Origin of the sequence: Azospirillum sp. TSH58, from assembly GCF_003119115.1 — a bacterium.
Classification (GTDB): domain Bacteria; phylum Pseudomonadota; class Alphaproteobacteria; order Azospirillales; family Azospirillaceae; genus Azospirillum.
The window spans coordinates 2,551,133-2,573,384 of the sequence record NZ_CP022364.1 but is presented as its reverse complement, the minus strand read 5'-3'; the positions used below and the strand labels follow the sequence as shown (position 1 = coordinate 2,573,384).

At 68.2% G+C, this 22,252-nt stretch carries 22 protein-coding genes; 6 read left to right on the top strand and 16 right to left on the bottom strand.

The annotated features are described in order from the left end of the window. Positions 1–104: 104 nt before the first annotated feature. The 3 genes from TSH58p_RS15705 to TSH58p_RS15695 all read right to left on the bottom strand — a co-directional run bounded on the left by TSH58p_RS15705 (position 105) and on the right by TSH58p_RS15695 (position 4,250). Positions 105–809, bottom strand: coding sequence for a hypothetical protein (locus tag TSH58p_RS15705; RefSeq protein WP_146205892.1), 705 nt, complete (start codon positions 807–809; stop codon positions 105–107). A 140-nt stretch (positions 810–949) separates the two neighbouring features. Next, positions 950–2,641 carry a methyl-accepting chemotaxis protein gene (locus tag TSH58p_RS15700; protein ID WP_109070581.1) on the bottom strand — a complete coding sequence of 564 codons (1,692 nt, stop codon included), beginning with the start codon at positions 2,639–2,641 and terminating at the stop codon, positions 950–952. Between the two features lie 415 nt (positions 2,642–3,056). Then, complete coding sequence (locus TSH58p_RS15695; RefSeq protein WP_109070582.1) at positions 3,057–4,250, bottom strand: VWA domain-containing protein; 1,194 nt, start codon at positions 4,248–4,250, stop codon at positions 3,057–3,059. A 67-nt stretch (positions 4,251–4,317) separates the two neighbouring features. Between TSH58p_RS15695 and TSH58p_RS15690 the strand changes: the two genes are divergently transcribed. After that, entirely contained in the window at positions 4,318–4,869 is a 552-nt protein-coding gene (locus tag TSH58p_RS15690; protein ID WP_109070583.1) for an HD domain-containing protein, read from the top strand. A 147-nt stretch (positions 4,870–5,016) separates the two neighbouring features. Then, a complete protein-coding gene (ccoG, locus tag TSH58p_RS15685) occupies positions 5,017–6,474 on the top strand; it encodes a cytochrome c oxidase accessory protein CcoG (RefSeq protein ID WP_109070584.1) in 1,458 nt (485 codons plus the stop codon). A 49-nt stretch (positions 6,475–6,523) separates the two neighbouring features. On the opposite strand, the gene TSH58p_RS15680 is transcribed toward ccoG, so the two are convergent. From TSH58p_RS15680 to TSH58p_RS15665, 4 genes are all read right to left on the bottom strand, one after another. Next, positions 6,524–7,021: a DUF6803 family protein gene (locus TSH58p_RS15680; protein WP_109070585.1), complete on the bottom strand. Its 498-nt coding sequence runs from the start codon at positions 7,019–7,021 to the stop codon at positions 6,524–6,526. Positions 7,022–7,132: 111 nt separating this feature from the next. Then, entirely contained in the window at positions 7,133–7,471 is a 339-nt protein-coding gene (locus TSH58p_RS15675) for a hypothetical protein (RefSeq protein ID WP_109070586.1), read from the bottom strand. A gap of 111 nt (positions 7,472–7,582) precedes the next feature. After that, on the bottom strand, positions 7,583–8,581 hold the full coding sequence (locus TSH58p_RS15670; protein WP_109070587.1) for a threonine/serine dehydratase: 999 nt from the start codon (positions 8,579–8,581) through the stop codon (positions 7,583–7,585). A gap of 355 nt (positions 8,582–8,936) precedes the next feature. After that, positions 8,937–9,782: a MoxR family ATPase gene (locus tag TSH58p_RS15665; RefSeq protein WP_014240958.1), complete on the bottom strand. Its 846-nt coding sequence runs from the start codon at positions 9,780–9,782 to the stop codon at positions 8,937–8,939. A gap of 116 nt (positions 9,783–9,898) precedes the next feature. Here TSH58p_RS15665 and TSH58p_RS15660 point away from each other — a divergent pair, with 116 nt between their 5' ends. Next, positions 9,899–10,303, top strand: a complete 405-nt coding sequence (locus tag TSH58p_RS15660; RefSeq protein ID WP_109070588.1) for a DUF962 domain-containing protein — start codon at positions 9,899–9,901, stop codon at positions 10,301–10,303. A 23-nt stretch (positions 10,304–10,326) separates the two neighbouring features. Here TSH58p_RS15660 and alaS read toward each other — a convergent pair whose 3' ends face one another. Further along, entirely contained in the window at positions 10,327–12,996 is a 2,670-nt protein-coding gene (gene alaS, locus TSH58p_RS15655; protein WP_109070589.1) for an alanine--tRNA ligase, read from the bottom strand. 449 nt (positions 12,997–13,445) lie between these two features. Further along, positions 13,446–14,525 carry a recombinase RecA gene (recA, locus tag TSH58p_RS15650; protein ID WP_109070590.1) on the bottom strand — a complete coding sequence of 360 codons (1,080 nt, stop codon included), beginning with the start codon at positions 14,523–14,525 and terminating at the stop codon, positions 13,446–13,448. A gap of 245 nt (positions 14,526–14,770) precedes the next feature. On the opposite strand from recA, the gene TSH58p_RS15645 reads away from it, so the two are divergent. Continuing rightward, positions 14,771–15,274, top strand: coding sequence for a class I SAM-dependent methyltransferase (locus TSH58p_RS15645; protein ID WP_109070591.1), 504 nt, complete (start codon positions 14,771–14,773; stop codon positions 15,272–15,274). A gap of 24 nt (positions 15,275–15,298) precedes the next feature. On the opposite strand, the gene TSH58p_RS15640 is transcribed toward TSH58p_RS15645, so the two are convergent. The 7 genes from TSH58p_RS15640 to flgB are packed head-to-tail and all read right to left on the bottom strand — an operon-like array spanning position 15,299 to position 21,309. Next, positions 15,299–17,824 (bottom strand): PAS domain-containing sensor histidine kinase, encoded by a 2,526-nt coding sequence (locus TSH58p_RS15640; protein ID WP_109070592.1) that lies wholly within the window; start codon positions 17,822–17,824, stop codon positions 15,299–15,301. 50 nt (positions 17,825–17,874) lie between these two features. Beyond that, positions 17,875–18,951 (bottom strand): flagellar biosynthesis protein FlhB, encoded by a 1,077-nt coding sequence (gene flhB / locus TSH58p_RS15635; RefSeq protein ID WP_109070593.1) that lies wholly within the window; start codon positions 18,949–18,951, stop codon positions 17,875–17,877. Between the two features lie 15 nt (positions 18,952–18,966). Beyond that, positions 18,967–19,737 (bottom strand): flagellar biosynthetic protein FliR, encoded by a 771-nt coding sequence (gene fliR / locus TSH58p_RS15630; RefSeq protein WP_014240967.1) that lies wholly within the window; start codon positions 19,735–19,737, stop codon positions 18,967–18,969. Beyond that, complete coding sequence (locus tag TSH58p_RS15625) at positions 19,734–20,054, bottom strand: flagellar biosynthetic protein FliQ (protein ID WP_109070594.1); 321 nt, start codon at positions 20,052–20,054, stop codon at positions 19,734–19,736. The genes fliR and TSH58p_RS15625 overlap by 4 nt, the downstream gene beginning before the upstream one ends. 45 nt (positions 20,055–20,099) lie before the next feature. Continuing rightward, entirely contained in the window at positions 20,100–20,399 is a 300-nt protein-coding gene (fliE, locus tag TSH58p_RS15620) for a flagellar hook-basal body complex protein FliE (RefSeq protein WP_014240969.1), read from the bottom strand. 37 nt (positions 20,400–20,436) lie between these two features. Further along, positions 20,437–20,847 carry a flagellar basal body rod protein FlgC gene (gene flgC, locus TSH58p_RS15615; protein ID WP_109070595.1) on the bottom strand — a complete coding sequence of 137 codons (411 nt, stop codon included), beginning with the start codon at positions 20,845–20,847 and terminating at the stop codon, positions 20,437–20,439. Between the two features lie 57 nt (positions 20,848–20,904). Further along, a complete protein-coding gene (gene flgB / locus TSH58p_RS15610) occupies positions 20,905–21,309 on the bottom strand; it encodes a flagellar basal body rod protein FlgB (RefSeq protein WP_109070596.1) in 405 nt (134 codons plus the stop codon). A gap of 225 nt (positions 21,310–21,534) precedes the next feature. Between flgB and TSH58p_RS15605 the strand changes: the two genes are divergently transcribed. Together TSH58p_RS15605 and TSH58p_RS15600 are read left to right on the top strand one after the other, a co-directional pair. Beyond that, positions 21,535–21,870 carry an EscU/YscU/HrcU family type III secretion system export apparatus switch protein gene (locus tag TSH58p_RS15605; protein WP_109070597.1) on the top strand — a complete coding sequence of 112 codons (336 nt, stop codon included), beginning with the start codon at positions 21,535–21,537 and terminating at the stop codon, positions 21,868–21,870. After that, on the top strand, positions 21,867–22,244 hold the full coding sequence (locus tag TSH58p_RS15600) for a hypothetical protein (protein WP_109070598.1): 378 nt from the start codon (positions 21,867–21,869) through the stop codon (positions 22,242–22,244). The genes TSH58p_RS15605 and TSH58p_RS15600 overlap by 4 nt, the downstream gene beginning before the upstream one ends. The last annotated feature ends 8 nt before the right edge of the window (positions 22,245–22,252 follow it).

Genomic DNA, 22,252 nt, shown 5'->3' with positions numbered 1-22,252 from the left:
CCTCCCGAGACCATTTTTGAAGGGCCGCCCCTCAAAGTGACGGCGGAGGCCCGCCCCGTCAACCTGATCACATCAACCTGATCACATCAACCGGCCGGCGGCCGTCAGATCTCGCCCTTGGCGAGCGCGCTGTGCAGGCGTCCGATGGTGTCGGCCAGGTTGACGCCCAGATCCTTCGCCACCTTGTCCCAGGGCATGGCGGTCCAAGCGCCCTGATCCGCGCACTTCTTGCAGGCGCTCCGGGTTCCCGATCCGATGTTCACTTCCTTGGGTGAGCGGACGGCCACGTATTCCTTGTATGCCTCTTCCGCGGGCTCGGCCTTCGACAGCTTGCCTTTCAGGATCTTGTCGTACAGCTCGACATTCTCGAGCGACATTTCCTGCTTGGCGACCTTGTGCAGAAGCTTGAACCAGTATGGCGACTTGAAATAGCCGTCGATGGTCTTCGGCAGGCCGTCGAACCGTTCCAAATCCGTCACAACGCCGCCGGCGATCTTGTTCAACGACGCCACCATGTCGGCGCAGGCTTCGGCGTAGACCGCATCGCCGTCCTGCTTGGCCGCCTTGCCCGCCGCGTCGAGCGTGGGGATGTAGCTGCCGGCTGCCGATTGGAAGGCGCGGGCGTGCTTCTGCGCGTCCTTCACCGTGGTTGCGGCGTCGTAGCTCTTCAGCGCGCTTTCCAGGCCGGTCGAGCTGATCTTGCTGAACAGCTTGCCGAAACGGCTCTTGGGATCAGGCTTCTTCTTGCCCGTCGCCTTCTCGAAGCCGTCCTTCGCCTTCTTCCAGGACGCCAGATAGGATTTCGCCACGGTCACCCCTCCATTCGAATGCGAATTGGCGGTGACGATAAAAACGGGATTTTGATCCAGCAAACGCCGTTCGGTCCGTTCAGGAGGGAATGGGCGGAGGGCGCGCGTTCCCGCACACCCCCGCCCCCTTCACGCGGCCCTTACGCGGCGCGGATGCCCGCCAGGAAACGCTCCACCTCCGTCCGCAGGACCTCCGACTGGCGCGACAGCTCGCCGGCGGCGCCCCGCACCTGGGTGGCGGCGGAGCCGGTCTGGGTGGCGCCGTCGCTGACCTCGGTGATGTTGGTGGTCACCAGATGGGTGCCCTGCGCGGCCTGCTGCACGTTGCGGGCGATCTCGCCGGTCGCCGACCCCTGCTCCTCGACCGCCGAGGCGATGATCGTGGCGATCTCGCTGATGGTGCCGATGGTGTCGCCGATCCCGTTGATGGCCGCCGCCGCCCCGCCGGTGGCCTCCTGCATGGAGGCGATCTGGGAGGCGATCTCCTCGGTCGCCTTGGCGGTCTGGTTGGCGAGGTTCTTCACCTCCGACGCCACGACCGCGAAGCCCTTGCCGGCCTCCCCGGCGCGGGCCGCCTCGATCGTCGCGTTGAGAGCCAGCAGGTTGGTCTGGGAGGCGATGTCGGTGATGAGCTTCACCACGTCGCCGATCCGCTGCGCCTGCGCGACGAGGCCCTGCACCCGTTCGTTGGTCTGCTGCGCCTCGCCCACCGCGTGGCTGGCGATGCTGGTGGAGCGGGTGACCTGACCGCTGATCTCGTTGATCGACGCGCTCAGCTCGTTGGTCGCCGCGGCGACGGTCTGCACGTTGACCGACGCCTGCTCGGCCGCGGCCGCCGTGCTGGCCGCCTGCCCCTTGGTCTGGTCGGCGGTCGTCAGCATGCTCTGCGCCGTGGCCTCCAGCTCCGTGGCGGCCGACGCGACGGTGCGCAGGATGCCGGAGACGTTCCGGTCGAAGGACTGCACCAGTTCCTCGACGGCGTGGGTGCGCCGCTCCTTGGCCCGGAGTTCGGCCTCCTCGGCAACCCTCATGCGCTCGCGGTCCACGGCGTTGTCCTTGAAGACCGCCACGGCCTTGGCCATTCCGCCGATCTCGTCGCCACGGCCGAGGCCCGGGACCGTCACCGACGTGTCGCCCGTCGCCAGACGGGCCATGACGTCGGTGATTCCGGCGATGGGACGGGAGATGCCGACGCGCGCGACCAGGACGCTCAACGCCAGCGCCCCGAGGCCGCCGCCGATGCCGACGACCATCATGAGCGTCGTCATCAGGCTGTTCACCGCGGTCAGTTCCTCGTTGGCCTTCTCGATGCCCTGCATGTTGCGTTCGGAGGCCTTCTCCATGAACTGTCCCAGCTTGGTGCGGATGCCGCGGCCCTCGGTGGTGTCGCCATGCTCGCGGGCCTTATCCGGGCCGGCCTCCATCCCGAGGCGGGCCACCTCGTTGCGGTGCAGGACGAACGCGCGGGCCGTCTGCTGGACCTCGCCGAAGGCCGCCTTGTTTTCCGGCGGCTGCAGGGTCTCCAGCTTGCCCATGAGCTTTTCCAGCTCGCCGGTGGCACCGAGGATGTTCTTGGCGTAGGGCGTGGCGTCGGCCGTTCCGTCCGCGGCATAGATGCCACGGCTGTCCATGACGACCTTGTAGATCAGAGCGTTAATCTGCTCGTTGATCAGCGCCCGCCGGGACCAGTTCTGGATCTGGTCGAACTTGTCGTCGTAGGTCTGCATTCCGATGGAGCCAACACCACCAATGATGGCAGCCACCACTCCCAGGATCGCGACAACGCTGTAGATTTTCCCGCTGATGCTGATGCGCGCAAGAACACCCTCCATTTTCCCCTGACCTCATCGACTGCATGCTGTGAACGAGAGGCCCATGCTCGGTAATGCACTCGTATGCGTTCAAGGCAGAACGATTCTCGGCACCCCTTTGCCTTTCAATGTTGCCGGGAAGCCGCAAAAATGACGATCAATGTTTAAAACAAACGAAAACTTGACGTGTTTTGTATCGCATAGAGATACCAACTCAAGGAATGTTCAGATACTTAACTTAACGACTCGGACGTCTTGACTCTGAAAACGGCCGAAGATTCATTCAATTGCTGAGACAATCCAGCGTGAATACGCACATCTGCGCGCCACAATATCAATCGGAGATTGAGAAGAACATGCGTCGGCGGACGGCGACCGGAGTCGTCCGAATCAGCGCGCACCGAAATCTGTCGGGTGTGGCCGCCGGACGGTGCCGTTACCGCACCAGTTCCCGCATCGCGGCATCCAGCCCCTGCAGGGTCAGCGGGTACATGCGTCCGCCGAGAAGCCGCTGCAGCATCCGGGTGCTCTCGGTGTAGCCCCAGCGCGATTCCGGCGTGGGGTTCAGCCAGACGGCGCGGCTGTAGACCGACAGCATCCGCTGCAGCCAGACCTGTCCCGGCTCCTCGTTCCAATGCTCGACGCTGCCGCCGGCATAGGCGATCTCGTAGGGGCTCATCGCCGCGTCGCCGACGAAGACCAGCTTGTAGTCGGCGGGATAGGTGTGCAGCACGTCCCAGGTCGGGGTGCGCTCGTCGTGGCGGCGCCTGTTGTCGCGCCACACGCTCTCGTAGACGCAGTTGTGGAAGTAGAAGTGCTCCAGATGCTTGAACTCGCCCCGCGCGGCGGAGAACAGCTCCTCGACCAGCCGGATGTGATCGTCCATGGAGCCGCCGATGTCGAGGAACAGCAGCACCTTCACCGTGTTGTGCCGCTCCGGGACCATCTTCAGGTCGAGCCAGCCGGCGTTGCTGGCGGTGGCGCGGATGGTGCCGGGCAGGTCCAGCTCGCTGGCCGCCCCGGTGCGGGCGAACTTGCGCAGGCGGCGCAGCGCCACCTTGATGTTGCGGGTGCCGATCTCGACCTGATCGTCCAGATTCCGGAACTCCCGCTTGTCCCACACCTTCACGGCGCGGCGGTGGCGGGACTCCTTCTGGCCGATGCGCACGCCCTCCGGGTTGTAGCCGTAGGCGCCGAAGGGCGAGGTGCCGGCGGTGCCGATCCATTTGGAGCCGCCCTGGTGCCGCCCCTTCTGTTCGGCCAGCCGCTCCGCCAGCGTCTCCATCAGCTTCTGCCAGCCGCCCAGCGCCTGGATCTGCGCCTTCTCCTCCTCGGTCAGGAAGCGTTCGGCCAGCTTGCGCAGCCATTCCTCCGGCAGGTCGACCACCGGAATCTCGTCGCCCGCGGCGCCCTCCGCCCCTTCCAGCCCCTTGAAGACCTGTCCGAACACGCGGTCGAAGCGGTCGAGATTGCGCTCGTCCTTCACCAGACAGGCCCGGCTGAGGTAATAGAAGTCTTCGACGCGGAAGGCGGCGGTGCCGCGCTTCATGGCCTCCATGAGCGTCAGGTACTCGTTCAGCGAGACCGGCACGCCCGCCTTGCGCAGTTCGAAGAAGAAACCCGTGAACATGCCGCTTCCCCCCGTGGGGTTTCGCCCCCATCCGCCCATATCGTAGCGCCGACCCGCCAGGAACGCCATGACAGCCCTTCTCGACTTCGCCCGCGCGCTGGAGTTCGCCGCGCACAAGCACATCGACCAGCGCCGCAAGGGCGTGCGCGCCGAGCCCTACCTCAACCATCTGTCGGAGGTGGCGTTCCTGTGCGCCGAGGCGACGGCGGGCAAGGACCCGGTGGTGGTGATCGCCGCCCTGCTGCACGACACGCTGGAGGACACCGACGCCTCCTACGAGGAGATCGAGCAGCATTTCGGCGCGGAGGTCGCCGGCGTCGTGGCCGAGACCACCGACGACAAGCGCCTGCGCAAGGCGGAGCGCAAGCAACGGCAGATCGATGCGGCGCCCACCGCGTCGCCCCGCGCCAAGCTGGTGAAGCTGGCCGACAAGGTGTCCAACCTGCGCTCCATGGCGCACAGCCCGCCCGCCGACTGGCCGCTGGAGCGCAAGATCGAGTATTTCGAATGGGCGCACGCGGTCGTCGCCGGCCTGCGCGGCACCGACGCCCGGCTGGAATCGCTGTTCGACCGCGCCTATGAGGACGGTCTGGCCGAACTGCGCGGCGAAGCCGTCTGAACACGGGCGGGCCGGGCGGTTGATGGCGGGCGGTTGATGGCAGGCGGTTGATGGCAGGCGGTTGATCTGCCGCAGTGTGACTACATCACGGAAGGCTTATAAATGAGGGGCTAGGTTGACCGTCGCGTCAATGCAAGGTCGCACGCCATGTCCCTCACCTCCCCCGCCGCCCATGACACCGACCAGCCGCGCGAGCGCTGGTTCGTGCAACGCCCCAAGGTCTACGCCGCCGACGTCCAGGGCCGCTTCCGCCGCCTGAAATGGCTGGCGCTGGCCGTTCTGCTCGGCGTCTACTACGTCACGCCCTGGCTGCGCTGGGAGCGCGGGCCGGGCATTCCCGATCAGGCGGTGCTGGTCGACATGGTGGGCCGACGCGCCTACTTCTTCTGGATCGAGATCTGGCCGCAGGAGGTCTATTACCTGACCGGCCTGCTCATCATCGGCGCCTTCGGCATCTTCTTCGCCACCACCCTGCTCGGCCGCATCTGGTGCGGCTACGCCTGTCCGCAGACAGTGTGGACCGACCTGTTCATGTGGGTGGAGCGCAAGCTGGAAGGCCCGCGCACCGAGCGCATCCGGCTGGACAAGGCGCCGCTGTCGGCGCGCAAGCTGGGGCTGAAGGCGTCGAAGCACGCCATCTGGCTAGTGATTTCCCTGGTCACCGGCGGCGCCTGGATCTTCTACTTCAACGACGCCCCGACCCTGCTGCGCGAGATCGCGACGGGCGAGGTGTCGTGGAAGGTCCTGGCCTTCGCCGGGCTGTTCACCGGCACGACCTATTTCTTCGCCGGCTGGGCGCGGGAGCAGATCTGCATCTACGTCTGCCCGTGGCGCAGCTTCCAGGCCGCGATGGTCGACGAGGACACCTACGTCGTCACCTACCAGGACTGGCGCGGCGAAGGGCGCGCGCCGCTGCGCAAGTCGCAGAGCTGGGAGGAGCGGACGGCGGAGGGGCTGGGCGACTGCATCGATTGCAAGCTGTGCGTCCATGTCTGCCCGACCGGCACCGACATCCGCAACGGCCAGCAGATTTCCTGCATCGGCTGCGGCCTGTGCGTGGACGCCTGCAACGACGTGATGGCCCAGGTCGGGCGGCCCGGCGACCTGATTCTGTTCGACACCCGCTCCAACCAGGTCGCCAAGGCGGAGGGCCAGGCCGCCCCGGTGCGCCTGCTGCGCCCGCGCACGGTGATCTACGCCCTCATCATCCTGGTGGTGGCCGGCGCCATCGCGATCTCCCTGGCGCTGCGCCCGACGCTGGACGTCAGCGTGCTGCGCGACCGCGCCCCGCTCTACGTGCAGCAGTCCAATGGCGACGTGCAGAACGCCTACACCATCAAGATCCTCAACAAGACGCACGAGGCGCGGACCTACCGCCTGTCGGTGGAGGGTTTGGCAAACGCCGACCTGTCGGTCGCCAGCGTGGACGCCCAGTCGGGGAGTTCGCTGGTCCTGGCCGCGGAGGCGGATTCGGTGGCGACCTACCGCATCTTCGTCCGCGTGCCGCAGGGCGCAGCGTCCGGGTCCACCGACGTGACGGTGCTGGCGCGCGACCTGACCAGTGGCGAGGTCGGCCGGCACCGCAGCGTGTTCATGGCGCCCTGACGGCGAACCGTCCCTCTCCCGAGGCGGGAGAGGGACGGTCAGCATCCGTTCAGTGCATGGTGTGCCCGCCAGCCGCGGCGGCACCCGTGAGCAGGGTCGGGTCCAGCATGCCGAAGATCATGGCGATGTGCGCGACGATCAGGAACAGCCCGACCAGAGCCGCGTGGATCGCCATGCGGCCATGCTCGCCGCGTCCCCGGCCGATCAGCCCGAGGTCGAGCAGCGCGATGCCGCCGAGCGGGACGATGCCGGCGAGATAGAAGCCCACCGCCAGCACGTCCGCCGGTCCGCGCCAGCCGCCGGACACGGTCAGCGGAACCACCGCGTTCTGCATCAGATGGACGAAGACGCCCGTGAAATAGACGCCGACGGTGATTCCGGCCCAGCGGTTCAACCGCCGCACCGGGCCGTCATAGTCGCGGGTGTAGAGCAGGTACAGTTCGCTGATCGCCACCGTCTCGGCCAGGATGACGGGGACCGCCATGAAGATCAGCAGATTCCAGGGCTGGTTGACGGCCAGCAGTTCCATGTAGTGGGTCATGGTCATGGGAGGACTCGCGCGTGTTCGGCGGGCGCGCCGGTGCCTCGACGGACAGGTATCCGGGCACGGGTCGTGGCGCGTCCGCAGGTCGGGGGAAAAGCGACGGAACGGCGGGAGTCAGACGCGCGGCGGCGGCAGCGGCGGCGCGTGGGTGGCGGCGGTGGGCTCGGCGTCCGCGCCGGGAAGCAGGGTCGCGAGGCGATGGCCGAATGGGACGCCGATCCGCGCCGGCAGGCCGGTCAGGTCGCAGGCTCCGCTCAGGCAGAGGCACCCGGCGGTGCCGTGCGCGTGGGTCTTTCCCGGAACCGGGCTGTCCGTCGGATGGTGGGTGTCGCAGTCCGCGGCCTCCGGCGCCGCGGCGGATTCGCAAGGCGATTCCGAGAGGTTCGGCATGCGCATGGATGCCGAACCGCCGAGAAGCCCGACGGCCAGAACCACAAGCGCGAGGAGGGACACCAGACGAGTCACGGGGACAACCGGCTTTGCCTGCGAGGCCAACCGTCCTTCGGACGATGCGCTCGCAGGTTGATCCTGCGTCCTGTCCCAGCCTGCGGTCTTTGATGTCGATCAAGCGGCGGCGAGCGTCCGCACCAGAGTGTCGGAATCCACGTTGCGGCCGGACAGCACGGCGACGGTCCGCCGCCCCTCCGCCGGCGCCTTCCCGGCCAGCAGGGCCGCCACCGCGGCGGCTCCGGCGCCTTCCGCCACCATGCCGAAGGAGCCGTGCAGGGTGCGCATCGCCGCGGCAACCTCCCCCTCCTCCACCTCGACCAGAGCGTCGACGAAGCCGGCCAGCAGGGCCTGCGGCAGTTTGCCCAGCGCGTCCACCGCGATCCCGTCGGCCAGCGTCGGCCCCCGCCGGCGCGCCAGCCGCACCCCGACCACGGTGACGGAGGGCTTGCGCGCCTTCACCGCCGCCGCCATGCCGGCCAGCAGGCCGCCACCGCCCACCGGCACCACCAGCGTCTCCAGGTCCGGACGGTCGGCCAGCACCTCCAACCCCACCGTGCCCTGCCCGGCGATCACGTCCGGGTCGTCGTAGGGATGCACGAAGGTCAGGCGCCGCTCCGCCGCCAGTTGCAGCGCGCGGGCCTTCGCCTCCCCCACATTCGAACCGGACAGCACCACCTCGGCGCCCAGGGCCTCCGTCCGCTCCACCTTGCAGCGCGGGGCGGTGACCGGCATGACGATGGTCGCCGCCACCCCAAGCCGCTGGGCGTGCAGCGCCAGTCCGGCGGCGTGGTTGCCCGCCGACATGGCGACGACGCCCGCCGAGCGCTCCAGCGCCGTCAGCCGCAGCAGGCGGTTCAGGGCGCCGCGCTCCTTGAAGGCGCCGGTCGCCTGGAAGGTTTCGGCCTTGAGCCAGACGTCACGCCCCAGCGTCGGAGCGTGCAGCAGCGGCGTGCGGACGATCCGCCCGTGCAGCCGCTCGGCGGCATCCTCGATGGCGGAGAGGGGGAGCCAGGACGGCAGACAGTCTTCAGTGGCGCGGCCTTCGGTATTACGGTCTTCAGCGGCGCGGCGGGTTGAAAAGGCAGGCAGACGGGTGGCGTGCGCGGACGGCATCGCGGGAATCCTCGGGCGGAGGGAACGATCGGGGGCGGAAAAGGAAGGCGCGAAACCCGGCCCGCGTCAGCGGACCGGGCCGATAATTCGCGCAGAGCCCCGCATTCGCTCCGCCAGAGGGTGCTGCGGACGCAAGAAGGAACGGGTCAGGGGATCGTGATGGACCGGATTGCGGGTTCCGGAAGACCCAGGGCGCACGGACACGCCACACTCCACACCAGATTGCGAAAACGAACGCTCGCGGTCCGGCGCCCTCTGTCAGAGCGCCGGGGCGGTAATTCGCATTCGGTTCAGGTGCGGGGTCGATTGCATGGGTTCAGGCTGCCCCAGAAGGCCGGCCGCGGTCAAGCGCTTCCTAGCGCCCTTCCCGCTTGGCGAGAAAAGCCAGCCGTTCCAGAAGATGCACGTCCTGCTCGTTCTTCAGCAGAGCGCCGCACAGCGGCGGGATCAGGCTGCGGGCGTCCTTGGCGCGCAGGGTCTCGGGGTCCACGTCCTCGACCATCAGCAGCTTGATCCAGTCGAGCAGTTCCGAGGTGGAGGGCTTCTTCTTCAGACCCGGCACCTCGCGCAGGCTGTAGAACAGCGACATCGCCTCGCGCAGCAGGTCCTGCTTCAGGCCGGGATAATGGACGTCCACGATCCGCTCCATCGTGTCGCGGTCGGGAAAGCGGATGTAGTGGAAGAAGCAGCGGCGCAGGAAGGCGTCCGGCAGTTCCTTCTCGTTGTTGGAGGTGATGATGACGAGGGGGCGCCGCGCCGCCTTGACCGTCTGCCGCGTCTCGTAGACGTGGAACTCCATGCGGTCGAGTTCGAGCAGCAGGTCGTTGGGGAACTCGATGTCGGCCTTGTCGATCTCGTCGATCAGCAGCACGGGGGGCTCCGGCGCCTCGAACGCCTCCCACAGCTTGCCGCGCACGATGTAGTTGCCGATGTCGTGCACCCGCTCCTCGCCGAGCTGGCTGTCGCGCAGGCGGCTGACCGCGTCATACTCGTAGAGGCCCTGCTGAGCCTTGGTCGTGGACTTGATGTGCCAGGCGAGCAGCGGCTTGTTCAGGGCGCGGGCGACCTCCTGGGCCAGTACGGTCTTGCCGGTGCCCGGCTCCCCCTTCACCAGCAGCGGGCGCTCAAGCGTGATGGCCGCGTTGACGGCCACCATCAGGTCGTCGGTGGCGACGTAGGAATCGGTGCCGGTGAAGCGCATGCCTGTCGGTTCCGCGGTATCGTTCGTTGACCCGCGCATCCTTCCAGCACGGCGGGCGTCATGCAAGACGGAACCGCCGGGGACCGCCCGACGTTCCCCCGCGGAAGGAGTCCGTGATGGCGACCGATCCGAATTTCTGGCCTGATTATCTGGAACAGCACCGTGACCCGGCGAACCGGGCGCTGCACGTCGCCGGCACACTGTCGGCGGCGGCGCTGCTGGGGGTGGGGCTGGCCCGCCGCGACTGGCGGGCGCTGGTGGCCGCCCCGCTCGTCGGCTATGGCGCGGCGTGGCTGGGCCATTTCCTGGTGGAGCGCAACCGCCCCAAGACGCTGGACGCGCCGCTGGCCTCGCTGGCCGCCGACGTCCGCATGGCCGGGCTGGCCCTGACCGGACAGCTGGCGCGGGAATACCGGCGCTACGGCATCCCCGACCGCCCCGGCCTCGTGATCCGCCGGCATCCGCCGAACGCACCCACCCCCGTGTTGGAGCCGGTGCGCTCGGAGGAGAGGCGCGGTTAGGAGGCGGCCTTCGCCGAAGACTCTTAAGAGGCGGCCTTCGCCGCCAGGGCCTTCTCGATGGCCTCGACGGCGGCGGGCGCCAGCGCGGCGTCCGGACCGCCGGCCTGGGCCATGTCCGGACGGCCACCGCCGCCCTTCCCGCCCAGAGCCTCCGCGCCGACGCGCACCAGATCGACGGCGCTGATCCTGGCGGTCAGGTCGTCGGTGACGCCGACGACGATCGACGCCTTGCCCTCGTTGGAGGCGATCAGCACGACCACGCCGGAGCCGACCTGCTTCTTCAGCTCGTCGGCCATCGGCTTCAGGTCCTTGGCCGGCAGGCCCTCGACCACGCGGGCGGCGAACTTGACGCCCGCGATGTCCTTGGCCTCGTTGCCGCCGTCCGCCTTGGCGCCGCCGCCCATCGCCACCTGACGACGGAGTTCGGCCAGTTCGCGCTCCATCTTCTTGCGCTCGTCGACCAGGGCGGCGAGGCGCGTCGGGACGTCTTCCGGACGGACCTTCAGGACGGACGCCGCCTCGGTCAGCAGATGGTCGCGCTCCGACAGCCACGCCTTGGCGCCGGTGCCGGTCAGCGCCTCGATGCGGCGCACGCCGGCGGCGACGGCGCCCTCGGCGACGATCTTGAACAGGCCGATGTCGCCGGTGCGGCGGACGTGGGTGCCACCGCACAGCTCGATCGAGTAGTCGCGGTCCAGTTCGCCGTGCGGGCCGCCCATGGAGACGACGCGCACCTCGTCGCCGTACTTCTCGCCGAACAGGGCCATGGCGCCCGACGCGCGGGCCTCGTCCGGGGACATCAGGCGGGTGACGACCTCGCTGTTGCCGAGGATGCGGCGGTTCACCTCGTCCTCGACCGCGGCGATGTCCGCCGGGGTCAGGCCGGTCGGCTGGCTGATGTCGAAGCGCAGGCGCTCCTGGGCGACCAGCGAGCCCTTCTGGGTGACATGCTCGCCCAGGCGGCGGCGCAGCGCCTCGTGCAGCAGGTGGGTGGCCGAGTGGTTGGCGCGGATGGCCGAGCGGCGCTCCGTGTCCACCCGCAGTTCCACCACGTCGCCGACCTTCAGCGTGCCCTTGGTGACCGTGCCGACATGGGCCCAGACGGCGCCCAGCTTCTTCTGGGTGTCGGAGACCACGACCTCGGTGCCCTCGGCGGAGAAGATCACGCCGGCGTCGCCGACCTGACCGCCCGACTCACCGTAGAAGGGCGTCTGGTTCACGATGACCAGCACCTCTTCACCGGCCGACGCCTGCTCGACGCGGGCGTCGCCCTTGACGATGGCGGTGACCTTGCCCTCGGCGACCTCGGTGTCGTAGCCGAAGAATTCGGTGGCGCCCAGCTCGTCCTTCAGCTCGTACCACAGCTTCTCGGTCGCGGCCTCGCCGGAGCCGGCCCAGGATTCGCGGGCCTTGCGGCGCTGCTCGTCCATGGCCGTCTTGAAACCGGCCTCATCGACCGGACGGCCCTGGGTGCGCAGCACGTCCTGGGTCAGGTCGAGCGGGAAGCCGTAGGTGTCGTACAGCTTGAAGGCGACGTCGCCGGGCAGCGGCTGGCCCTCGCCCAGGCGGCCGACCTCGTCCTCCAGCAGGCGCAGGCCGCGCTCCAGAGTCTGCTTGAAGCGGGTCTCCTCCAGCTTCAGCGTCTCGACGATCAGCGCGCGGGCGCGGTTCAGCTCCGGATAGGCGTCGCCCATCTGCTGGATCAGCGCCGGGACGAGGCGGTGCATCAGCGGCTCAGAAGCGCCGATCATGTGGGCGTGGCGCATGGCGCGGCGCATGATGCGGCGCAGCACATAGCCGCGGCCCTCGTTCGACGGCAGCACGCCGTCGGCGATCAGGAAGGAGCAGGAGCGCAGATGGTCGGCGATGACGCGGTGCGAGACGGCGTGCGCGCCGTCCGGCGCGGTCTTCGTCGCCTCGGCGGAGGCCACGATCAGCGCCCGCATCAGGTCGATGTCGTAGTTGTCATGCTTGCCCTGGAGCACGGCGGCCAGACGCTCCAGACCCATGCCGGTGTCGATCGACGGCTTCGGCAGGGCGATCAGGTCGTCGGGACCGCGCTGCTCATACTGCATGAACACGAGGTTCCAGATCTCGATGAAGCGGTCGCCGTCCTGGTCGGGCGAGCCCGGAGGACCGCCGGCGATGTGCGGACCGTGGTCGAAGAAGATCTCCGAGCACGGACCGCAGGGACCCGTATCGCCCATGCGCCAGAAATTGTCGTCGGTCGGGATGCGGATGATGCGGTCGTCCGACAGGCCGGCGACCTTGCGCCAGATGCCCGCCGCGTCCTCGTCTGAGCTGTGGACGGTGACCAGCAGCTTGTCCGCCGGCAGCCCGAACTCCTTCGTCACGAGGTTCCAGGCGAAGGCGATCGCGTCGTCCTTGAAGTAGTCGCCGAACGAGAAGTTGCCCAGCATCTCGAAGAAGGTGTGATGCCGCGCCGTGTAGCCGACGTTGTCCAGGTCGTTGTGCTTGCCGCCCGCCCGCACGCACTTCTGCGAGGTGGTCGCCCGCGAATAGGGCCGCTGCTCCGCCCCGGTGAAGACGTTCTTGAACTGCACCATGCCGGCGTTCGTGAACATCAGCGTCGGGTCGTTGCGCGGAACCAGCGGCGACGACTCCACGATCTGGTGGCCGTTCTTCGCGAAAAAGTCCAGGAACGTGCGGCGGATGTCGTTGGCGGTCTTCATAAGCTGTCCAGGCTCCGGCTACGGTCGGCTACAATCGGCGGCGCGGCCTTGTTCGCGGCCGAACCGTGCTTTTAACGTGACTTGCGATGGCTGTCCACTGAGTGCCCGCGACAGGCTCCAGCGCGGCGACAGGCCGCGTGGACGGAGCGCCACACATTTGCATGATCATCGGCGCGGACGGGCGGTGGAATGGGCCACCGCCCCGCCGCCGATAAGGAGGCTCGACGGATGAGAAAGATCCTCGAACTCCTGATCCTGCTGTTGCGGGCGCTCAAGCTGCTGCTTGAGATCCCGAACCGCTAGGACCGGGCCGGCGGACGGGTGCTGGAACACCCGTCCGCCCAGCCTGAATGTAAGGTCTTTCCAGCCGTCCGGCAAGACGGCGAAAGCCCCTCCCCGGCGGACCGGAGAGGGGCTTTCACACAGAGAAACAGGCCTGCTGTCCGGGATCACTCCGGCGTGGCAGCCTCGCCGTCGGCCTCCGGGGTGCCCATCATGGCGTCGGCGACGAGACCGGCGTTGCCGCGGATCTTCGCCTCGATGGCGTCGGCCGTGGCCGGGTTGTTGCGCAGGTAGTTCTTGGCGTTCTCGCGGCCCTGGCCGATGCGGGTGCCGTCGTAGCTGAACCACGCGCCCGACTTCTCCACCACGCCGGCCTGGATGCCGAGGTCGAGAAGCTCGCCCACCTTCGACACGCCCTCGCCGTACATGATGTCGAACTCGACCACGCGGAACGGCGGGGCCATCTTGTTCTTCACCACCTTCACGCGGGTCTGGTTGCCCACCACCGTCTCGCGGTCCTTGATCGCGCCGATGCGGCGGATGTCCAGGCGGATGGAGGCGTAGAACTTCAGCGCGTTGCCGCCGGTGGTCGTCTCCGGGTTGCCGAACATCACGCCGATCTTCAGGCGGATCTGGTTGATGAAGATCACCAGGCAGTTCGACTTGGAGATGGAGCCGGTCAGCTTGCGCAGCGCCTGGCTCATCAGGCGGGCGTGCAGGCCGACGTGGCTGTCGCCCATCTCGCCTTCCAGCTCGGCGCGCGGCACCAGGGCGGCGACCGAGTCGACCACGAGAACGTCGACGGCGCCGGAGCGCACCAGCGTGTCGGCGATCTCCAGCGCCTGCTCGCCGGCGTCGGGCTGGGAGATCAGCAGATCATCGATGTTGACACCCAGCTTGCGGGCGTAGGCCGGGTCCAGAGCGTGCTCCGCATCCACGAAGGCGCAGGTGCCGCCGTTCTTCTGGGCCTGGGCGATGGCGTGCAGGGCCAGCGTCGTCTTGCCCGAGCTTTCCGGCCCGTAAATCTCGATGATGCGGCCGCGCGGCAGGCCGCCGATGCCCAGCGCGATGTCGAGACCGAGCGAGCCGGTGGAAACGACCTCCGTCTCGACCGTGTTCTCGCGGGCGCCGAGCTTCATGATCGAGCCCTTGCCAAAGGCGCGCTCGATCTGCGCCAGAGCGGCATCCAGGGCCTTCTGCTTATCCATGGAATCCTTCTCGACCAAACGAAGCTGTGCGGACGACATGCCCGTCTCCCCCTGTTAGATCACATCCGCGGCCCCAGGGCCAACGATCTCACCAACGGTCATTCGGTGAGAGGGAATGTACCAGCTTTGTTCCTCGGCGCAAAGCCCTAAGTTCCGCGAATGTTCTCGTCGGAAGTTAGGAACGATCCGGCGCTGCGCAATGACCATGCGATGGCGATGCAACGGAATTCCGGCTGGCGGGTTCACATGAAAAGCCCCGCCACCAACGCCCCGAAAAGCCGGACATGAAGACTGCCCACTCGACGCTCGACCGCATGATCGACCGCCTCACCACGCAACGCGTGGCGCTCGGCTGGGCGGCCGGCCATGTCGCGGGGACACCCGGCCTGGTGATGGAGATCGGCCTGGGCAAAGGCCGCACCTACGACCATCTGCGCGGCCTGTTTCCGCCGCGCGACATCCTGGTCTTCGACCTGTGGGCGCGCGTCCCCGCCTCCCTGCGGCCGGACGAGGACCGGCTGTTCCTGGGTGATTTCCGGGACACGCTGCCCGCCGCCGCGGAGCGCTTCCACGGCGCGGTTCGGCTGGCCCACGCCGACATCGGCAGCGCGCGGGAGGACGAGGAGGACGGCATCCGCCACTGGATCGGCGGGCTGATCGAACCGTTCCTGGCGCCGGGTGCGCTCGTCCTGTCGGACCGCCCGATCGGCGCCGGGCGTCACGGGTGGGACGCCCTCGACGTGCCGGGAACGGAACGCTGGGCCTATCACGGCTGGCGCGTCGGATAGGCCCCGCCGCGGCTCCCCCCGCCGCTATTTGCCGTCGCGGATGACCTCCTTCACCTTGGAGGCAAGCTGCTTCAGGGAGAAGGGCTTGGGCAGGAAGTGGGCGACCTCGACCCCGTCGATCTCGCCCAGCCGGTCCTCGGCGTAGCCGGAGATGAAGATCACGCGCATGTCGGGCCGCATCTGCCGGACATGGCGGGCCAGGGTCGGGCCGTCCATCTGCGGCATCACCACGTCGGTGATCAGCAGGTCGATGCGGCTGCCGTCCGTGCCGATCTGCTGCAGCGCCGCCTCGCCGTTCTTGGCCTCCAGCACCTGATAGCCCTTGTTGCGCAGCGCGCGGGCGGAGAAGACGCGCACCGCGTCCTCGTCCTCGACCAGCATGATGGTGCCGGAGCCGGTCAGGTCGCTGCCGCGCCGCTCGCGCGGCTCGCCCTGGTCGGGACGGGCCTCGCCCTTGTGGCGGGGCAGCAGGATGGTGAAGGTCGTCCCCTCCCCCTTCTCCGACTCGACCAGCACGAAGCCGCCGGTCTGGCGGACGATGCCGTAGACGGTGGACAGACCCAGCCCGGTGCCCGACCCCACGCCCTTGGTGGTGAAGAAGGGCTCGAAGATGCGCTGGAGATTCTCCCTGGGGATGCCGCAGCCGGTGTCGATCACCTCGATGGATACATACTCGCCGGCCGGAATGGTCTCGTGCTCGCGGCGCTGCGCCTGCTCCACCACATGGTTGGAGGTGACGATGGTCAGCCGCCCGCCCCCGGCCATGGCGTCGCGCGCGTTGACCACGAGGTTGATGATGACCTGCTCCAGCTGGTTCTGGTCGACCTTGACGTAGCCGATGTCCCGGCCGTGGAGCATCTTCAGCTCGATGTTCTCGCCGATCAGCCGGCGCATCAGGTTGCCAAGCTCGGCCAGGACGTCGGTCACGCTCAGGATGCGCGGCTGCAGCGTCTGCTGGCGCGAGAAGGCCAGGAGCTGCCGCACGAGGTTGGCGGCGCGGTTGGCGTTCTGCTTGATCTGCATGATGTCGCTGAAGGACTGGTCGCCCGGCTTGTGGCGCAGCAGCAGCAGATCGCAGAAGCCGATCATCGCGGTCAGCAGATTGTTGAAGTCGTGGGCGACGCCGCCGGCCAGCTGGCCGACCGCCTGCATCTTCTGCGACTGGGCGAACTGGGCCTCCAGCCCCTTGCGCTCGGTCATGTCGATGAAATGCAGGATCAGCCCCGCCGCCCCTTCCGGCCCCACCCCGCCCAGCCGCCGCGCGTAGAGCTGGGCCACCAGCTCGCGCCCACCAGTCAGCCGCACCTCCAGCGGGGCGGCGGGATCGGCGCCGCCCTGCACGGCGGTCAGCCGCTCGGTCACCATGGCGCGCTCCGCCGGGACGATCAGGTCGGCCATGGTCCGCCCGATGACGTTGCCGGCCTCGCTGCCGATCAGCGCCAGGAAGGCCTGGTTGCATTCGGCCAGCCGCCCGCCTTCGTCCACCAGGGCGATGCCGATGGGCGCGTCCTCGAAGAAGCGCTGGAAGCGCTGCTCGGACAGGCGCAGGGCCTCCTGCCACTCGCGTTCCGGCGTCAGGTCGCGCACGACGGAGCGGGTGTGGGAGATCCGCGCGTCCTCGCCCCTCACCACGCTCTGCGCGACATAGGCCTGGAAGCGGCGTCCCTGGAGCCCGTGCATGGCGATCTCGCCGCGTTGCTCCAGCCCGCCGCCCTCCAGGAGATCGTAGGGAGCGGCGCCGGCGGGCGGGTGGGCCAGTACGTCGTGAAGGCGGCGACCGCCCTCGACCAGCTCCTCCGGCGCGCAGCCCAGCCACTTCGCCAGGGTCGCGTTCACGAACTGGAAATGGCCGTCCTGGTCCACCGAGAAGAAGCCGACCGGCGCGTGGTCCATGAAATCCACGAGCTGGGTCTGCTCGCGCCGGGTCACCTGCTCCAGCTCGCGCCGGGCGGTGATGTCCTCGACGCGCCACATCACCGCCCCGGCGTGCCCGTCGATGGGCTGGCCCTGGATGCGGCGCCATTCGGCGGCGCGCCCCTGCTGGCGGATGGCGAGTTCGATGGAACCGGAATAGCCGCCTTTCACCCGCTCGCACAGGCGGCGGAAGGCGTCGGCGCTGTCCGGATCGTCGGCGAACTGGCGCTCCAGGGCGCGCAGCGGCGGTTCCCCCTCGCTCCAGCCGGTCAGCGAGCGGAAGGTGCTGTTGACGAACACCACATGCCCGGCCCCATCGCAGACGAGCTGGCCCGACGGAAGCCCCTCCAGCGCGCTGCCCAGCAGGGAGCCGACGCGGGCTACCCGCCGCCGCGCGCGGACCATGCGGATCGCCAGGGCCAGCGCTCCCGCGCCCGTGGTGGTCAGGCCGGCCCAGGCCAGGGGGTCGCGGTCGAGAACCACCCCGGTCCCCGCCGCGACCAGCCCGGCCAGAAGGAGGGCCGCCAGAACCCCGGTGGCGAAAGCGCCGCCGGGCCGTTCCCCCACCCCTGCGGCACCATCGGTGCGCCGTCCGGCGGGAGCGCTGTCGGCAAAGGATGAGGTCGTGTCGTCCACCGGAACTCCAGGTCAGCCGTTCGCCGCAAGGAAAGGTCCGGGAACGGTCCTCAGTTCCGCACCGCGCGCCCTTTCAGCTTGAAGACATAGGTAATGACTTCCGCCACCGCGCGATAGTGCTCGGACGGAACCTCCTCGTCGATATCGCATGCGGCATAGAGCGCACGGGCGAGGGGCGGATTCTCCATCACCGGCACGCCGTTCTCCTCGGCGATCTCGCGGATCTTGAAGGCGACGGCGTCGGCGCCCTTCGCCACCACCATCGGCGCGCCCATGGTCTGGGCGTCGTATTTCAGCGCGACGGCGAAGTGGGTCGGGTTGGTCACCACCACGTCGGCACCGGGCACCGCCGCCATCATGCGCTTGCGCGCCCGCTCGAAGCGCAACTGGCGGATGCGGCCCTTCACATGCGGGTCGCCTTCGGCCTGCTTGTGCTCGTCCTTCACCTCCTGCTTGGTCATGCGCATCTTCTTGTCGAAGCTGTGGCGCTGCCAGAACAGGTCGGCCCCGGCGATCAGGGTCAGGATGGCCAGCACGCCGGCCAGCAGCCGGAAGGTCAGGCCGTCCATCTCGCGCAGAAGCATCATCATGTCGATGCCGATGAAATGCTCGATGGTGAGCATCATCGGCTGGAGCGCGATGTAGGCGACGACCCCGACCACCGCGACCTTGGCCAGACTCTTCAGCAGATCGACGCCCTTCTGGGCGCTGAACAAATTGGCGATGCCGGAGATCGGATTCAGCTTCCCCAGCTTCGGCGCGATCAGCTCCCACGAGACGTTGAAGCCCTTCTGCCCGATGGTGCCGATCACCCCGGCGAACAGCAGGAACAGGATCGGCAGCCACAGCGCCCACAGGATGTCCTTCATCACCCGCATCAGCACCGCCCCGACCCCGCCCTGGTCCATGGGAATCTGGTCCAGGTTCTCGAAGAAGAAGTTCAGGCGGGGCACCATGCCCTTCAGCGTGCCGGGCAGGGTCGTCACCAGGATCACCAGCGCCGCGGCGATCATCAGCCAGTTGCCGATTTCCTGGGTCATCGCGTACTGGCCCTGCTTGTGGGCCTCGTCGAGCTTCTTTTGCGTCGGATCTTCTGTTTTGGATGATTCATCCGCGTCTTCGGACACCGGATCTCTCCCCGCTCAGCCCGGTCTCAGGAAATCGACGAAGGCGGCCTCGAAATGGGTCAGCCAGAACATCATCATCGCGGCCAGCGTCAGGGCGAACATGAACAGCCCCAGCGCGACCTGGAGCGAGGTGAAGAGGAAGAACACCTGGATCTGCGGCGCCAGCTTGTTCAGCAGCCCCAGCGCCAGCGCGAACAGCATGCCCGAGATCAGGAACGGCGCCGCCATCTGCACGCCGAGCATGAAGGACTTGCCGACCAGCTGCCCGACCACGTTCGCCATGTCGTCGATGGGGATCGCCGCCCCCGGCGCGAAGGTCGAATAGCTGTCCACCACCGCCATGATCAGCAGATGGTGCAGGTTGGTGATGAAGATCAGCAGCAGCCCCAGCCACCCCATCAGGGCGCCGGGCAGCGACCCCTGCGACGCCATGGCCGGATTGAACATCTGGGCGTTCGACAGGCCGGACTGCAGCGCGATGATCGTCCCGGCCACCTCCAGGGCGCCCATCAGCAGGCGGGCGACGGTGCCCATGAAGATGCCGACGGTCACCTCCCCGGCGATCAGGACGAACAGGCGGAAGATGTTGTCGGGCATCGGCGGCATGCGGTCGCCCAAAACCGGCGCCACCAGAACGCTGACCGCGACGGAAAAGAGAAGGCGCGTGCGGGTGGAGACGAAGGCGTCGCCGATGGTCGGCATGATGCTGAAGGCCGTCCCGACGCGCGCGAACACCAGCAGCCAGAGGAAGATCTGGTCGCCCAGGAACTGCTGGAGCAGGTTCATCCGCCGCCGCCGGGCAGGTTTCCGGCGTTGGGGACGCTGTTGGCTCCGGTGCCGATGGCGACGATGCGGTCGGCGACCTCATGCTCGAAGAAGGAGCGCAGCTCGCCCAGCATGAAGGGCATCAGCAGGATCGACAGGCCGAAGACCAGAAGCACCTTCGGCACCATGGCCAGCGTCTGCTCGCTGATCTGGGTGACCGCCTGGAACACCGAGATGACCGTGCCGACCACCATCATGGCGACCAGCACCGGCGCCACCACGAACACCAGCGTGACGATGGAGGTGCGGCAGATCTCGATGACGTCGGTTTCGCTCATGATGGTTCGCTCGGGGCGCTTTCGCTCAGGGTCCGCAAGCCGCCGTCAGATCGGCATGCGCAGGATTTCCTGGTAGGCCGACAGCACCTTGTCGCGCACGGCCGTGACGGTCTGCAGAGTCACCTCGGCGTTGGTGACGGCCTGGACCACGTCGGTCAGGTCGGCCTGCCCGACGGCGGCCTTGGCGGTCATCGTCTCGCCCTGCTTCAGGTCGCCGATGACCTCCTTGGCGGTCTGCTCCAGAACATCGCCGAAGCTGACGCCGTTGCGCGGCGCCATGCCCGGCCCGGTCGTGGAGGCGGCCGTGTTCGCGTAGGCCGCGGCGGCGTTGATCGGGTTGACCATGGGACGTTCGTCCTTCCTTCAAAAATGCGTCGCCGCGTCAGGCGCGGAGGATGTCGATGGTGCGCATCAGCATCTGGCGGGCGCTGTCCACCGCCGACAGGTTGGCCTCGTAGGAGCGCTGCGCCTCGCGCATGTCCATCGCCTCGACCACCGAATTGACGTTGGGCAGCAGCACGTAGCCGTCGGCGTCCGCGGACGGGTGCGAGGGGTCGTAGCGCCGCTCGAAGTCCTTCTTGTCCACGTCGATCTTGGCGACGCGGACGAGATCGACCCCCATCTGGCGGTCCAGGGCGTTCTGGAACATCACGACCTTGCGCCGGTAGGGCAGATCGCCCGGCGTCTCCGCCGTGGTGTTGGCGTTGGCCAGATTTTCCGCGATGGTCTTCAGGCGCGTGCCCTGCGCCTTCATGCCGGACGCGGACACCGCCATCGACGTGTAGAGATCCATGTTCCGCCTCCTTCTCCGAGCTTGGCGCCCCGAACCCCGCCTGAGCGCCGACTTTCCTCAACCGCCGCTGCGGATGGCGGAGCGGAGCAGGTTGACCTGCTTCTTGTAGAGGTTCGTGATCGTCTGGTAGTCCATGCCGGTCTGGCCCTGCTTCAGCATCTGCTCTTCCAGGACCACGTTGTTGCCGTCCGGCGCCGTCTCGTAGGGATTGCGCTGGCGCTGCTCCTGGTTCAGCCCGCCCGCGCCGCGCGTTCCCTGAAGGTGCGAGGCGTTGGTCGCGGCGGGCTGGAGGCGGCGGCTGTCGGACAGGGCGTCGCGGAAGGTGAAGGGCTTCAGGTCCCGGCCCTTGTAATCCGGCGTGTCGGCGTTCGCGATGTTCGCAGCAATCACGTTCTGGCGTTCGGTCAGCCAGCCCATCTTGCGCGACATCAGCTTGAAGAGGCCGAGATTCTCGAGATTCATCGCCGGGTTCCGGTCTGAGGGCCTGCCGCCCGGACACGCGAAGGCGCGCATCGAGACAGGCGGGATGCATCACAGCATTCCGATCTTCCGCCGTTTCAGTTAATCAAAGATGAATCCCACCCATGGCATCGCTCCGCCCGTCCCCGCCGCGCTTCAGCTTCATGCTTCGTTAAGCATGTTCCGCCAGGATACGCCCATCGACACAGGCCATCCGGCAGGAGCCCCTTGTCCGAGCCGACTCCGAACCACCGCCCCCTCCCCAACCGCCCCGTCGCGGTCGCGCTGAAGTATGAGCTGGGCGACCAGTCCCTGCCCCGCGTGGTCGCCACCGGCAAGGGCCATGTGGCCGAACAGATCCTGGAGCTGGCCTTCGCCAACGGAGTGAAGGTGCGCGAGGACGCCGACCTCGTGCAGATCCTGTCGGCGGTGGACATCGACTCGGAAATCCCCATCGAGGCCATCGCCGCCGTGGCGGAGATCCTCGCCTACGTCTACCGCGCCAACGGCACGCTGCCGGCAGCGGCGGCGGCGGCGGAACCGGACGTTGGAGAGGCGCCGTGACGGGCACCGCGACGCTTCGCCGCGACATCCGGGCGCTGGCCGCCGCGCTGGAGGAGACCCGCGCCCAGATGGAGGCCGGACTGGCGGCGGACCTGACCGGGCTCGACACCCGTGTCGCCGCCCTGTGCGCCGAGGCGCAGTCCGCCCGCGGCGACGCCGAGCTGGCCGCCGCCCTCGAACACCTGCTGCCGACGCTCGACGCCGTCGCGGCGGCGCTGACCCGCCAGAGGGAGACGCTGGCCGCCGCCGCCGAAGGGCGCCACGATCCCCACTCTGCGCGCCAGCGCGCCAGCGCCGCCTATGGCCGCGGCGCTCCCGCCGCGCCCGGCGACCTTCCGCCCGACCCGCCGGCCTCGCCGTCCCGACAGAGCTGACCTGATCC

Coding starts and splice junctions, on each gene's coding strand:
- TSH58p_RS15670 (WP_109070587.1), bottom strand. CDS start 8,581: ATGCCGTCCGCGCACGCCACCCGTCTGCCTGCCTTTTCAACCCGCCGC.
- recA (WP_109070590.1), bottom strand. CDS start 14,525: ATGTCGTCCGCACAGCTTCGTTTGGTCGAGAAGGATTCCATGGATAAG.
- TSH58p_RS15665 (WP_014240958.1), bottom strand. CDS start 9,782: ATGCGCTTCACCGGCACCGATTCCTACGTCGCCACCGACGACCTGATG.
- TSH58p_RS15680 (WP_109070585.1), bottom strand. CDS start 7,021: ATGACCATGACCCACTACATGGAACTGCTGGCCGTCAACCAGCCCTGG.
- TSH58p_RS15625 (WP_109070594.1), bottom strand. CDS start 20,054: ATGAGCGAAACCGACGTCATCGAGATCTGCCGCACCTCCATCGTCACG.
- TSH58p_RS15645 (WP_109070591.1), top strand. CDS start 14,771: ATGAAGACTGCCCACTCGACGCTCGACCGCATGATCGACCGCCTCACC.
- fliR (WP_014240967.1), bottom strand. CDS start 19,737: ATGAACCTGCTCCAGCAGTTCCTGGGCGACCAGATCTTCCTCTGGCTG.
- ccoG (WP_109070584.1), top strand. CDS start 5,017: ATGTCCCTCACCTCCCCCGCCGCCCATGACACCGACCAGCCGCGCGAG.
- flgC (WP_109070595.1), bottom strand. CDS start 20,847: ATGGATCTCTACACGTCGATGGCGGTGTCCGCGTCCGGCATGAAGGCG.
- TSH58p_RS15690 (WP_109070583.1), top strand. CDS start 4,318: ATGACAGCCCTTCTCGACTTCGCCCGCGCGCTGGAGTTCGCCGCGCAC.
- TSH58p_RS15695 (WP_109070582.1), bottom strand. CDS start 4,250: ATGTTCACGGGTTTCTTCTTCGAACTGCGCAAGGCGGGCGTGCCGGTC.
- TSH58p_RS15700 (WP_109070581.1), bottom strand. CDS start 2,641: ATGGAGGGTGTTCTTGCGCGCATCAGCATCAGCGGGAAAATCTACAGC.
- flgB (WP_109070596.1), bottom strand. CDS start 21,309: ATGAATCTCGAGAATCTCGGCCTCTTCAAGCTGATGTCGCGCAAGATG.
- fliE (WP_014240969.1), bottom strand. CDS start 20,399: ATGGTCAACCCGATCAACGCCGCCGCGGCCTACGCGAACACGGCCGCC.
- TSH58p_RS15660 (WP_109070588.1), top strand. CDS start 9,899: ATGGCGACCGATCCGAATTTCTGGCCTGATTATCTGGAACAGCACCGT.
- alaS (WP_109070589.1), bottom strand. CDS start 12,996: ATGAAGACCGCCAACGACATCCGCCGCACGTTCCTGGACTTTTTCGCG.